Source organism: Desertivibrio insolitus (assembly GCF_017355965.1).
GTDB lineage: Bacteria > Actinomycetota > Actinomycetes > Actinomycetales > Microbacteriaceae > JAFIQW01.
The window spans coordinates 145,049-157,712 of record NZ_JAFIQW010000002.1 but is presented as its reverse complement, the minus strand read 5'-3'; the positions used below and the strand labels follow the sequence as shown (position 1 = coordinate 157,712).

Here is a 12,664-nt window from a genome sequence, read left to right as displayed (position 1 = left end):
GTCGTTCCGCTCCGCGGAGCGCCCGTCCGAGTTCTCCGGACGGGCGCTTCGTCGTTCAGCCCGCCTGCACCCGGTGCAGCTCGGCGTAGCGACCGTTCGCGGCGAGCAGCTCGTCGTGCGAGCCGATCTCGACGATGCGGCCCTTCTCGAGCACCACGATGCGGTCGGCCGAGCGGATGGTGGAGAGCCGGTGCGCCACGACGAGAGTCGTGCGTCCGCGCATCAGCCGGCCGAGGGCATCCGCGATGATCGCCTCGGACTCCGAGTCCAGCGCGCTCGTCGCCTCGTCGAGCAGCAGGATCCGGGGGTCGCGCACGAGCGCCCGGGCGATCGAGAGGCGCTGGCGCTGCCCGCCGGAGAGCCGCGCGCCGCGCTCCCCCACCACGCTGTCGAGGCCGTCGGGCAGCTGCTCGACGATCGTCCACGCGTTGGCGTCGCGCATGGCCCGCTCGATCCGCTCGTCGGTGACGCCCGTGAGCCCGTACGCGATGTTGTCGCGGATCGTGCCCTCGAAGAGCACCGACTCCTGGGGCACGACCGAGACGAAGCGCCGCACGGTGCGCAGGTCGAGCTCCTGCATGTCGGCGCCGTCGAGCAGCACCCGGCCGCTCGTCGGGCGCAGGAAGCCGAGCACCAGGTTGAGCATCGTCGACTTGCCCGACCCCGACGAGCCGACGAACGCGACGGTCTCCCCCGGCTCGACGTGCAGGTCGACGCCGTCGAGCGCGGGCGCCGGGGCGTCGTCGTAGCGGAACTCGACCCGCTGCAGGTCGAGCCGGCCGGTGACGGATGCCACGGCACGGCGCCCCTCGTTCAGCTCGAGGTCGGGCTCCTGCAGCACCTCCGCGATCGAGCGCACCGACTCGGTCCCGCGCGCGATCGCGGGCAGCAGCATCAGGATGTTCGTCGCGCTCTGCGTCAACAGCGCGAAGTAGGAGGAGAGCAGCACGACCTGGCCGGCCGTGACCGGCAGCAGGCCCGTGAGCGAGACGACCGCGGCGAGCACGAGGCAAGCGACGCTCAGCAGCTGCAGGGTGACCCACGACGCCGACGCGAAGCGCCCGTTGAGCAGGTCGAGCTGGTACCCCGCAGCACGCACACCGTCGGCGCTCGTGGCGACGCGCTCCTGCGCGACGGTCTCGAGACCGTGGGCGCGAGTGATCGGCATGAGCGTCGCCATCTCGCCGACGCGGGCGGAGAACCGCTCCACCTCGCGGCGGAAGTCCTCGTTGCGACGCTGACTGCGGCGCATGAGGATCGCACGGAGGGCGACCGCGATGGGGATCGCGAGGGCGTAGACCGGCAGGAACTGGGGCACCTCGATCGCCGTGGCGGACACGGCGCCGATGAGCACCATCGTCGCGGAGAGCAGCGGGTGCGCGGTCTGCTGCAGCATGAGCTCGATGTTCTCGACGTCGCGCACGACCTTGGTCTGCACGATGGCCGAGTTCGACTTGGCGTGGAAGCCGATCGAGAGCTCCTGCAGGCGGGCGGCGAGCGCGTTCCGCAGGTCGGCGGCGAGGCGGCGCACGACGCCCATGAAGAGCTTCGTGTACGCGACGTGCCCCGGATAGTTCACGACGAGCGCGGCGAGGGCGATGCCCGCCCACAGCCACAGCGTCGAGAACGGCCCGCCGTCGGCGACCACGTCGATGATCTTCGCCGTCACGACCGGCAGCAGCCAGAGGGCGGTGTCCTTGACGGCGAAGCAGAGCACCGCCAGCGTGATCGGGCCGCGGTGCAGGCCGAGCAGGCGCAGCACGCTCCGTCCGGGTCGCCGGGCGTCGATGGCGGACCGGAACGTCTCGACCCTGCTGGAAAGCGCTTGCCGCATCTGCTCATTCTGTCGCCCATGGCATCCGGATGCCACCGCCCGGCGGCGACCGCGTGAGTGGACAGCCCGTGGGTGACTGGAGCACCCGTGCACGCGCCACTCACCGACGAGCGCATCACTCGCCAGCAGCGCCGCGCCCCGCGTGAGTGGACAACTTCCGGGTGACTGGCACATTCCTGCACGCACCACTCACCGGAAACCGGCCACTCGCCGACCTATGCACCCTCCGCCGCGCCCGCCCCAGCCGCAGACGCGGAAGGGCCCCGCCTCCCTGAGGAGACGGGGCCCTTCGACGAGGCGCGTTACTTCGTGGCGCCGGCCGCGCGACGCTTGTTGAAGACGTCGAACGCGACGGCGAGCAGCAGCACGATGCCCTTGATGAACTGCTGGTAATCGGTCGAGACACCGAGCAGCGACATGCCGTTGTTCAGCACACCCATGATCAGACCACCGGTGATCGCACCGGTCACCGTGCCGATACCACCCTGAACGGCGGCACCACCGATGAACGAGGCGGCGATCGCGTCGAGCTCGAACAGGTTGCCCGCGCCGGGGCCGGCCGAGTTGAGGCGGCCGGTGAACACGATGCCCGCGAGCGCGGCCAGCGTGCCCATGTTGACGAACAGCCAGAAGTCGACCCAGCGGGTCTTGATGCCCGAGAGCTTCGCGGCGTTGAGGTTGCCACCGATCGCGTAGATGTGGCGGCCGAAGACGCTGCGGTTCATGACCGCGGTGTAGACGACCACGAGCACGGCGAGCACGATCAGCACGATCGGGGTGCCACGCGACGACGCGAGCAGGTAGGTGATGAGCAGGATCAGCGCGACGCTGAACGCGAGCTTGGTCACGAACCAGGCGAACGGCTCGCCCTCGAGGTTGAGCTTGGCGCGGGCGATGCGGCCGCGCACCTGCGAGGCGACCAGCATGACCGCGGCGAGCACACCGAGGCCGACCGTGATCCACTCGTACGGCGAGGTCGCCGCGGGGAACACGTTCGGGAACAGGAAGCCACCACCGAGCTGGCGGTACTCCGTCGGGAACGGGGTGATCTGGGTGTTGCCCAGCGTGATCTGCGTGAGACCACGGAAGATCAGCATGCCCGCGAGGGTCACGATGAACGCGGGGATGCCGACGAAGGCGACCCAGAAGCCCTGCCAGGCGCCGGCGAGCGCGCCGACGACGAGGCCGACCGCGATCGCGAGCCACCAGGGCAGCCCGTTGTCGACCGCGATGACACCCGTGACCGCGCCGACGAAGGCCGCGACCGAACCGACCGACAGGTCGATGTGGCCGGCGATGATGATCATCACCATGCCGATCGCGAGGATCAGGATGTAGCTGTTCTGAACGATGATGTTCGAGACGTTGCCCGGGGTGAGCAGTCGGCCGTCCGTGAGGATCTGGAACAGCACGACGATCACGAGCAGCGCGATGAAGATACCGATCTGCCGCAGCTGCGAGGTCAGGAACCCGAGGGCGCCCCGGATGCCTCCGGGCGTGCGTTCCGGGTTCGGGACCCGGTTGCCGAGGTCCGCGGGCCTCGACGACGTGGTGTCGGTCGCCATGATCAGTCTCTCTCCTTCGTCATGTACTGCATGAGCGACTCAGGCGTCGCCTCGCTGATGGGCAGCTCGCCGGTGATCCGGCCTTCCGCGAGCGCGTAGATGCGGTCGCAGATGCCGAGGAGTTCTGGCAGCTCGGAGCTGATCACGATGACCGCCTTGCCCTCCCCCGCGAGCTTGTTGATGATGCTGTAGATCTCGTACTTGGCACCGACGTCGATGCCGCGGGTGGGCTCGTCGAGGATGAGCACCTCGGGGTCCGAGTACATCCACTTCGACAGCACGACCTTCTGCTGGTTGCCGCCGGAGAGCTTCCCGGTGATGGCACCCACCGACGGGGCCTTGATGTTCATCGACTTGCGGTACTGGTCGGCGACCACGTACTCCTGGTTGCCGTCCACCCAGCCGCGCTTGGCGAGCTTCTTCAGCCCCGCGGTAGAGATGTTCCGCTTGATGTCCTCGATGAGGTTGAGCCCGTAGTGCTTGCGGTCCTCGGTGGCGTACGCGATGCCCGCCTCGATGGCCTGGCTCACCGTGTGGGTCCTGACCTCCTTGCCGTGCATGTAGACACGGCCGGTGATGTGCGACCCGTACGAGCGGCCGAAGATGCTCATCGCGAGCTCGGTGCGGCCGGCGCCCATGAGCCCCGCGATGCCGACGACCTCACCGGCGCGCACCGAGAGGTGCGCGTTGTCGATGACCAGGCGCGACGTGTCGCGCGGGTCGCGGACGCTCCAGTCCTCGACGCGGAAGATCTCCTCCCCGATCTTGGGGGTGCGGTCGGGGTAGCGGTTCTCGAGGTCGCGGCCGACCATCCCCTTGATGATGCGCTCCTCCGAGATGTCGTCCTTCTGCAGGTCGAGCGTCTCGATGGTCTTGCCGTCGCGGATGATCGTGACCTTGTCGGCGATCGCTTTGATCTCGTTCAGCTTGTGGCTGATGATGATCGACGTGATCCCCTGCCCCTTGAGGTGACGGATCAGGTCGAGCAGGTGCGCCGAGTCCTCGTCGTTGAGGGCGGCGGTGGGCTCGTCGAGGATGAGCAGCTTGACCTCCTTCGAGAGCGCCTTCGCGATCTCGACGAGCTGCTGCTTCCCGACACCGATGTGGGAGATCTTGGTGATCGGGTTGTCCTTGAGGCCGACGCGGGCGAGCAGCTTCGCGGCCTCGAGGTTGGTCTTGTCCCAGTTGATGAAACCGCGCTTGGCCTGCTCGTTGCCGAGGAAGATGTTCTCGGCGATCGAGAGGTGGGGGCTCAGCGCGAGCTCCTGGTGGATGATCACGATGCCGGCGTGCTCGGAATCGCGGATGTCCTTGAACTCGACGGTCTCGCCTTCGTAGACGATGTCGCCCTCGTAGGTGCCGTGCGGGTACACGCCCGACAGCACCTTCATCAGGGTCGACTTGCCCGCGCCGTTCTCGCCGCAGATCGCGTGGACCTCACCGCGTTCGACCTGCAGATTGACGTTCTGCAGGGCCTTCACGCCCGGGAAGGTCTTCGTGATGTCGCGCATCTCGAGGATGTTGTTCGTCATTGTCTTCCTCGTTCTCGTTGCTTCAGGGTTCCCCGGGCGGGGAGGCGGTGGGGCGGATGCCGCAGAGGCATCCGCCCCACCGGAAGGAGACCTACTGGAGGTCGTCCTCCGTGTAGTAGCCGCTGTCGACGAGGACTTCCTGGTAGTTGTCCGCGGTGACGATGACCGACTCGAGGAGGTACGAGGGAACGACCTTGACGCCGTTGTCGTACGTCTCGGTGTCGTTGACCTCGGGCTCCTTGTCGTTGAGCAGGTCGTCGACCATGGTCACGGCGCGCTCACCGAGCTCGCGGGTGTCCTTGAAGATCGTCGAGTACTGCTCGCCGGCGATGATCGACTGCACCGAGCCGACCTCCGCGTCCTGACCCGTGATGACGGGCAGGTCGTCGGCCGAGTAGCCACCGCTCGTGAGAGCGGAGATGATGCCGATCGAGAGACCGTCGTAGGGCGAGAGAACGCCGTCGAGACGGGTGTCACCGATGACGGTGAGCAGGTTCTCCATGCGCTCCTGCGCCGTCTCGGGCAGCCAGCGGAGGATCGCCGCCTGCTCGAACTGCGTCTGACCCGAGGGGACGACGAGCACGCCGCTGTCGATGTAGGGCTGCAGCGTGTCGATCGCACCGTCCCAGAAGAACAGCGCGTTGTTGTCGTCCGGGCTGCCGGCGAAGAGCTCCACGTTGAACGGGCCGGTGGCGCCGGTGTCGTTGCCGTCGGCGTCGAGGACGCCGAGACCCGTGAGGAGCGACGTCGCCTGCTGCACGCCGACCTGGTAGTTGTCGAACGTCGTGTAGTAGTCGACGTTCTCCGAGCCGTTGATGAGGCGGTCGTAGGCGATGACGGGGATGTCGGCGTCGGCGGCCTGCTGGAGGACGTCGGTGAGCGTCGTGCCGTCGATCGCGGCGATGACCAGGGCGCGCGCGCCCGAGGTGATCATGGCCTCGATCTGCTGGACCTGCGTGGGGATGTCGTCGTTCGCGAACTGCAGGTCCACCTCGTAGCCGAGGTCCTGCAGCGACGACTCGACGTTCGCGCCGTCCGAGATCCAGCGCTCGGACTGCTGCGTGGGCATCGAGACGCCGACGAGCGCGCCCTCGGCGCTCTCCTCGCCGCCACCGGCGCCGCCGCGGCCACCTCCCGAGCAACCGACGAGCGTGATGGCGGCGGTGCCCAGGGCGACCGCGCCGAGGAGGAACTTCCTCTTCTTCACTGTGTTTCCTTCCTTGTGTTTGCAGTGGACGTCATTGTCAGCAACCGGAGGTTGTCGACCGGCCTGCCGTCCAGGGCCGGTCACCCGCCGCGCCGCGCGCGGCAAGACTGAGGGGTCAGAGGCCTTGCGCCAGGCGGTAGTAGGCCTGGTTCAAGCGCACCTCCTTCGAGAACTGGCGGAGCGTCGTGGTCTCGTCGATCACGAGCAGCTCGGTGCGGGCGATCTCGGCGAAGTCCTCGAACACCTCGAGGCCGACGGCCGTCGACATCACGGTGTGGTGCGCGGCGCCGGCGGTGAGCCAGGCCGCGGCCGAGGTCGCGAAGTCGGGGCGGGGCTTCCACACCGCGCGGGCGACGGGGAGCTTCGGCAGCGACTCGCGCGGGGGCACGACGTCGACGACGTTCGCGGTGAGCCGGAAGCGGTCGCGCATGTCGCTCATCGCGACGACGACGGCCTCGCCCGGGTCGGTGTCGAAGACCAGGCGCACCGGGTCCTCGCGGCCGCCGATGCCGAGCGGGTGGATCTCGAGCTTCGGCTTCGACGTCGTGAGCGTGGGGCAGATCTCGAGCATGTGCGCGCCGAGGATGAGCTCGTCGCCCGGGGTCATGTCGTAGGTGTAGTCCTCCATGAGGGAGGCGCCGCCGGGGAGCCCGGCGCCCATGACCTTCGCGGCGCGGACGAGGATCGCGGTCTTCCAGTCGCCCTCGGCGCCGAAGCCGTAGCCGTCGGCCATGAGTCGCTGCACGGCGAGGCCGGGCAGCTGGCGGAGCCCGCCGAGGTCCTCGAACGTCGTCGTGAAGGCGCCGAAGCCGCCCTCCTCGAGGAACGAGCGCAGCCCGAGCTCGAGCCGGGCGCCGTAGCGGAGCGACTCGTGGCGCTCCGCGCCGCGGCGCAGCTCGGGGGCGACGTCGTAGAGGTCCTCGTACTCGGCGACGAGGGCGTCGACCGCGTCATCCGCCTGCTCGTCGACGCGGGCGACGAGGTCGTTGACGCCCCACGTGTTGGTCTGGACGCCGAAGCGCAGCTCGGCCTCGGTCTTGTCGCCCTCGGTGACGGCGACGAAGCGCATGTTGTCGCCGAAGCGGGCGAGCTTGAGCTCGTGCAAGGCGGCCCAGCCGGCGGCGGCGCGGGCCCAGTTGGCGATGCGGGCGCGAACGGCGGGGTTCGAGGCGTGACCGACGACGGTCTTGCGCGAGGTGCCGAGGCGCGTCGCGATGTACCCGAACTCGCGGTCGCCGTGGGCGGCCTGGTTCAGGTTCATGAAGTCCATGTCGATCTCCGACCACGGGAGCTCGACGTTCGCCTGCGTGTGCAGGTGGAGCAGCGGGGTGCGCAGCGCGTCGAGGCCCGCGATCCACATCTTCGCCGGGGAGAAGGTGTGCATCCAGGCGATGACGCCGATGGTCTTGTCGCTGGCGTTGGCCTCGAGCGCGATGCGGCGGATCGACTCGCTGTCCTTGAGGACGGGCTTCCAGACGATCTTGACGGGGATGTCGCCGGATGCCTCGAGCGTGCGGGCGATCTCCTGCGACTGCTGGGCGACCTGGGCGAGGGTGTCCTCTCCGTACAGACCCTGGCTCCCGGTCAGGAACCAGAGCTCGTAGTTCTCGAGCGACGTGGTGAGCTTCGGCATGTCTTCCTCGGGGGTGCTTACTCGGCGAGGGCGCCGGCCGGCGCCTGTCCGTAGACGTTCTGGTAGCGGTCGAACAGGGCGTCGATCGACTCCTGCGGGATCGGGATCAGCTCGCCGAGCTGGCGGGCGATGTGCACCGTGCGAGCGACGTCCTCCGCCATGACCGCGGCCTTGACGGCGTCGCGGGGGCTCTTGCCGATGGTGAAGACGCCGTGGTTCTGCATGAGCACGGCGCGGGAGCGGTGACCGGTGAGGGTCTGCACGATGCCGCGGCCGATCGAGTCGTCGCCGATGATCGCGAACGGGCCGACGGGGATCTCGCCGCCGAACTCGTCGGCCTGGCCGGTGATGACGCAGGGCACGGCCTCGCCGCGGGCGGCCCAGGCGGTGGCGTAGGTCGAGTGGGTGTGCACGACGCCGTTCACGTGCGGCATGTTGCGGTACACGTATGCGTGCGCCGCGGTGTCGCTCGAGGGCGAGTGACTGCCCTCGACGACCTCGCCGTCGAGCGTGCAGACGATCATGTTGTCCGGGGTCAGGTCGTCGTACTCGACGCCCGAGGGCTTGATCACGAAGAGGTCCTCGTCGGGCACGCGGCCGGAGATGTTGCCGCCGGTCCAGATCACGAGCCCGTAGCGGGGCAGCATCGCGTGCAGGGCGGCGACGTCCTCACGGACGGCGCGGATCGTCTCGGCGCTCATCGCGCGTCCTTCCGCTCGGGGGTGGCGGAGGCGGCACGAGCGACGAGGCCGCGGTCGATCCCGGCGCTCGAACGCGTGTCGGGAGAGATCGGGGAGGTGCTCATCGGGTGCGGACTCCGTTGTCTTTCTGTGTGTCGACGTTGACGACCACTCGAATGTGAACGGTCACATCGGTTGCTCATGCTACAACCGCCGGAGCGAAGTTGTAAAAGCGCCGAGCGGTCTCGATTCGGTCACGAACGACCTCCCCTCGGGGGCGCGGTACTGCGCCGCACGATCAGCTCCGGGCGCACGGCCGCGTGGTCGAGGTCGCTCTCCCCCGCGAGCTCCGAGAGCAGCAGGGCGACCGCGCGCCGGCCGAGCTCCGCGAAGTCCTGGCGCACCGTCGTCAGCGGGGGCCAGAAGTGCGCCGCCTCCGGGATGTCGTCGAAACCGACGACGCTCACCTCCTCCGGCACGCGGATGCCCGCCTCGGCGAAGGCGTGCAGGATGCCGAGCGCCATCTGGTCGTTCGCGGCGAACACCGCGGTGAAGTCGCGGAAGCCCGCGAGCTCCTTGCCCGCGTGATAGCCGAACTGCGCGGTCCAGTCGCCGAGCACGGGCGGGATGAGGCTGAGGTCGGCGGAGCGCATCTCGTCGAGGAACCCGCGCATGCGCCCCTCGGCCTCGGTCCAGTCGCGCGGGCCGGCCACGTGCACGATGTCGCGGTGCCCGAGCTCGATAAGGTGCCGCGTCGCCATCCGGGCGCCGGCGATCTGGTCGACGGAGAGGCTGCGCGCGGCATCCGTGCCGAGCGCGTCGAGCGTCACGAGCGGCACGCGGATCGACAGCGAGCGGATCGCGTCGAACACCCGCTCCTGCGGGGCGATGACCACGAGCCCCTCGATCGACTGCTCGACGAGGTGCTCGAGCCCCTCGATGATCCCCTCGGGGCTCAGCGAGCTGATGCTCGTCGTGCTCACCATGTAGCCCGCCTCGCGCGCGGCGACCTGAATCGCGTTGACGCTCGTGGTCGGGCCGTAGTGTGCGGTCGTCTGCGCGGTGAGGATGCCGATCGTGTTGGAGCGGCTGGTCACGAGGGCGCGGGCCGCGCGGTTCGGCCGGTACCCGACCTCGTTCATCACGTCGAGCACGCGCTGCTTCGTCGCGGGCTTGATGCTCGGCGAGTCGTTGAGCACGCGGGAGACGGTCTGGTGCGAGACGCCGGCGAGCTTGGCGACGTCACGGATGCTCGGGGCGCGTCGCACCTTCTCGGCATCCATCCGCTTCGGCTCCATCGTCGATGTGCACGTTCACATTTCGAACGTCGGAGCAATTATGCACGCGGCGAGCGCGAGCGCGAGTGGTCGTTATCGAACCGTTCCACCGCCGTCGGATCGGGGTAAGGCGTCAGAGGACCACACCAACGGGGAGGCACCGTGAACCAGTACGAGACCGCGCCATGGACGGTCGCGCTCACACCGGCGCAGCACGAACTCGTGTACTACGCGCTCGTCATGGCGGCGCTCGCGCTGCTCGCGCACTTCCTGCGCAGCGTGACGACCCGCAACGAGGTGGGACCGCGGTACCGCCCCGCGGTCATCGCGAGCCTCTGCATCACGGCGATCGCGTTCGTCTCGTACGTCGCCGTCATCCTCGACTTCCGCTTCGGCTACGACGCGACCGCGGGCGGGTGGGTGCCGAACGAGGCTGCCGTCGGCACGTTCTCCTCGCGCTACATGGACTGGTCGGTCACGGTGCCGCTGCTCTGCGTCGAGCTGCTCGTCGTGACCGGGATCGCCGGGGCCGCCGCACGGCGCACCCGGTTCATCGCGATGGCATCCGCGTTCCTCATGATCTTCACCGGCTACCTCGGCGGCGTCGTCATCGACGGAGGCGAGAACAGAGTCGCCCTCATCACGTGGGGTCTCATCTCCACGGTGTTCTTCGTCGTGCTCTACGTCGTGCTCATCCGCGCCGTGCGGCAGCACCTCGGCGAGCTGTCGAACGAGGCCGGGCGGAGCCTCGTCAACGCGACCCTGCTGCTGCTCACCGTGTGGCTGGTCTACCCGCTCGTCTACCTGATCCAGATCGTCGCGTCGGGCGGCGAGTGGACGACGACGATGCACCTCGCGCTGTGCGCAGCCGACATCATCGCGAAGGTCGGCTTCGGCGCGCTCGTGCACAAGGTCGCCAAGGTGCGCACCGCCGACGACGCCCGCGCCGGCCTCGACATCCATCCCGAGTCGACGTGGATCTCGTCGATCAAGAAGGCGGATGCCGCGCTGCCGCCGGTGCACGCGACGGTGTCGCAGTCGTCGCCGTCCCCGCGCCGCTCCTTCGTGCGCCGCGGCTAGCCGGGCGCCGCGCATGGTAGCGCGGCACGAGATCCCGTTCGTCCAAGATTTCCCCAAGACCCCTCCCGCTCACTGGAGTGGACGCCGACCGGCGTCGACGAACAGCGACGGTGAGGGAAACAGATGGGCACGCGAGGACAGTCCGGTCCGGCCGACCTGAAGGAGAAGGGCGTCTCGCGACGGAACATCCTCGCGGGACTCGCGGCGGGGGTCGTGCTTCCCGTCGTCGCGACCGCCCCCGCGCACGCCGCGAAGCCCGTCAAGCCGACCCCGCCGCCGCTGCCGCCCCGCGAGAAGAAGGTGCTGTCGGAGGGACGCGGCCACGGCAAGGGCGACCTGCGCGGGTCGGACATCGCCGTGAAGGAGGGCCGGAGCAAGCAGGGACGCTTCGGCCTGATGTTCCCCGGCCTCCAGGGGTTCGCCCCTGACGACGTCCTGCTCGCGGGACTCGCGCAGCAGATGATCGACCGCACTCCCCCGCACTCGGACGTCAAGCTCAGCAACGACGGATTCGACAACCCCGACATCCCGGCGGGCATCGCGTACCTCGGTCAGTTCATCGACCACGACATGACCCTCGACCTCACGCCACTGTCGGACCAGCAGGCCGACCCCACCGCCATCAAGAACTTCGACACCCCGTTCTTCGACCTCGGGGCGATCTACGGCCGCGGCCCCGCTCAGGACCCCCAGCTCTACGACCCGGCGGACCCGCGGCTGATGAAGATCGGGCGCACCGCCGAGGGGCTCGACGACCTGCCGCGCAACGCCGACGGCACGGCGATCATCGGCGATCACCGCAACGACGAGAACCTGATCGTTGCGCAGCTGCACCTGGCGTTCCTCAAGCTGCACAACGGGTTCGTGCACGCCGGCAACTCGTTCGCCGACGCGCAGCGACTCACCCGCTGGCACTTCCAGTGGCTCATCGTCAACGACTTCCTGCGGATGATCGCGGGGCAGGACGTCATCGACAGCATCCTCACCACGCGCCCCGGCGCTCCCGCCAAGGTGGAGTGCCGGTTCTACAAGCCCGGCAACAAGCAGCGGCCGATGATGCCGATCGAGTACTCCGTCGCGGCCTACCGCTTCGGGCACAGCATGATCCGCGCCGAGTACGAGATGACCGACGGACTCACGGTGCCGTTCTTCGGCGGACCGCGCGACCTGCGCGGCTCGCGCCCCCTGCCGCTCTACGCCTGGGCAGACTGGAACTACTTCTTCGACATCCCGGGCCTCGGCACCCCCGACGACCGCAACATGACCCGCTATATCGACACGAAGCTCGCGCTGCCGCTGTCCGAACTGCCGCCCACGGTCGTCAAGCACGTCGACGGCGCGATCCTCAACCTCGCGCAGCGCAACCTGCAGCGCGGCAAGATGCTGGGGCTGCCCGCGGGGCAGGACGTGGCGAAGGCCATGGGCGTCATGCCGATCGCGAACGACCGGCTGGGGCTGACCGAGCCCGGCTGGAACGGCAAGGCCCCCCTGTGGTTCTACATCCTCAAGGAGTCGGAACTGCTGGGCGGCCGGCGGCTCGGCCCCGTCGGGGGTCGCATCGTCGCCGAGGTCATCCTCGGGATCCTCGCCCTCGACAAGACCTCCTACCTCAACGCCCCGAAGGGTTGGGCGCCGCCCGCTCCCTACGCCTGCGGCGACTTCCTGCTGCAGGCGGGCGTCATCACCGTCGAGGGCCACCCCGAGCAGGAGGGCGTCGAGGACGAGGGCGAGGAGCTCGAGGGCGAGGAGCTGGAGGGCGAGGAACTCGAGACGGACGAGCTCGAGACCGACGAGGCCGACGCCGACGAGCCGGCCGAAGTGCTCGGCTGATCCCTCCGAAGGACTCGGTGCGACGG

General features: G+C 68.9%; 9 protein-coding genes. 2 read left to right on the top strand and 7 right to left on the bottom strand.

What is annotated here, in order from left to right; all coding sequences use genetic code 11:
* Positions 1 to 55: 55 nt before the first annotated feature.
* The 7 genes from JUB10_RS04835 to JUB10_RS04805 all read right to left on the bottom strand — a co-directional run bounded on the left by JUB10_RS04835 (position 56) and on the right by JUB10_RS04805 (position 9,734).
* Complete coding sequence (locus JUB10_RS04835) at positions 56 to 1,834, bottom strand: ABC transporter ATP-binding protein (RefSeq protein WP_207454555.1); 1,779 nt, start codon at positions 1,832 to 1,834, stop codon at positions 56 to 58.
* 302 nt (positions 1,835 to 2,136) lie between these two features.
* Positions 2,137 to 3,399: a multiple monosaccharide ABC transporter permease gene (gene mmsB, locus JUB10_RS04830; RefSeq protein WP_207454554.1), complete on the bottom strand. Its 1,263-nt coding sequence runs from the start codon at positions 3,397 to 3,399 to the stop codon at positions 2,137 to 2,139.
* A gap of 2 nt (positions 3,400 to 3,401) precedes the next feature.
* Positions 3,402 to 4,931, bottom strand: coding sequence for a multiple monosaccharide ABC transporter ATP-binding protein (mmsA, locus tag JUB10_RS04825; RefSeq protein ID WP_207454553.1), 1,530 nt, complete (start codon positions 4,929 to 4,931; stop codon positions 3,402 to 3,404).
* Positions 4,932 to 5,022: 91 nt separating this feature from the next.
* Complete coding sequence (gene chvE, locus JUB10_RS04820) at positions 5,023 to 6,138, bottom strand: multiple monosaccharide ABC transporter substrate-binding protein (protein WP_307859097.1); 1,116 nt, start codon at positions 6,136 to 6,138, stop codon at positions 5,023 to 5,025.
* Positions 6,139 to 6,253: 115 nt separating this feature from the next.
* Entirely contained in the window at positions 6,254 to 7,771 is a 1,518-nt protein-coding gene (gene araA, locus JUB10_RS04815) for an L-arabinose isomerase (protein ID WP_207454552.1), read from the bottom strand.
* A 17-nt stretch (positions 7,772 to 7,788) separates the two neighbouring features.
* Positions 7,789 to 8,472, bottom strand: coding sequence for an L-ribulose-5-phosphate 4-epimerase (locus JUB10_RS04810; protein ID WP_207454551.1), 684 nt, complete (start codon positions 8,470 to 8,472; stop codon positions 7,789 to 7,791).
* A gap of 233 nt (positions 8,473 to 8,705) precedes the next feature.
* Positions 8,706 to 9,734 (bottom strand): LacI family DNA-binding transcriptional regulator, encoded by a 1,029-nt coding sequence (locus tag JUB10_RS04805; protein WP_207454550.1) that lies wholly within the window; start codon positions 9,732 to 9,734, stop codon positions 8,706 to 8,708.
* A 156-nt stretch (positions 9,735 to 9,890) separates the two neighbouring features.
* Here JUB10_RS04805 and JUB10_RS04800 point away from each other — a divergent pair, with 156 nt between their 5' ends.
* Both JUB10_RS04800 and JUB10_RS04795 read left to right on the top strand, forming a co-directional pair.
* Positions 9,891 to 10,808, top strand: coding sequence for a bacteriorhodopsin (locus tag JUB10_RS04800; RefSeq protein WP_207454549.1), 918 nt, complete (start codon positions 9,891 to 9,893; stop codon positions 10,806 to 10,808).
* A gap of 123 nt (positions 10,809 to 10,931) precedes the next feature.
* On the top strand, positions 10,932 to 12,638 hold the full coding sequence (locus JUB10_RS04795; RefSeq protein ID WP_207454548.1) for a peroxidase family protein: 1,707 nt from the start codon (positions 10,932 to 10,934) through the stop codon (positions 12,636 to 12,638).
* Positions 12,639 to 12,664: the final 26 nt, after the last annotated feature.

What these genes read in the sequence shown, in the direction of transcription:
- mmsA (WP_207454553.1), bottom strand. Translation starts at nt 4,931, where the DNA reads ATGACGAACAACATCCTCGAGATGCGCGACATCACGAAGACCTTCCCG.
- mmsB (WP_207454554.1), bottom strand. Translation starts at nt 3,399, where the DNA reads ATGGCGACCGACACCACGTCGTCGAGGCCCGCGGACCTCGGCAACCGG.
- JUB10_RS04835 (WP_207454555.1), bottom strand. Translation starts at nt 1,834, where the DNA reads ATGCGGCAAGCGCTTTCCAGCAGGGTCGAGACGTTCCGGTCCGCCATC.
- araA (WP_207454552.1), bottom strand. Translation starts at nt 7,771, where the DNA reads ATGCCGAAGCTCACCACGTCGCTCGAGAACTACGAGCTCTGGTTCCTG.
- JUB10_RS04795 (WP_207454548.1), top strand. Translation starts at nt 10,932, where the DNA reads ATGGGCACGCGAGGACAGTCCGGTCCGGCCGACCTGAAGGAGAAGGGC.
- JUB10_RS04810 (WP_207454551.1), bottom strand. Translation starts at nt 8,472, where the DNA reads ATGAGCGCCGAGACGATCCGCGCCGTCCGTGAGGACGTCGCCGCCCTG.
- JUB10_RS04805 (WP_207454550.1), bottom strand. Translation starts at nt 9,734, where the DNA reads ATGGATGCCGAGAAGGTGCGACGCGCCCCGAGCATCCGTGACGTCGCC.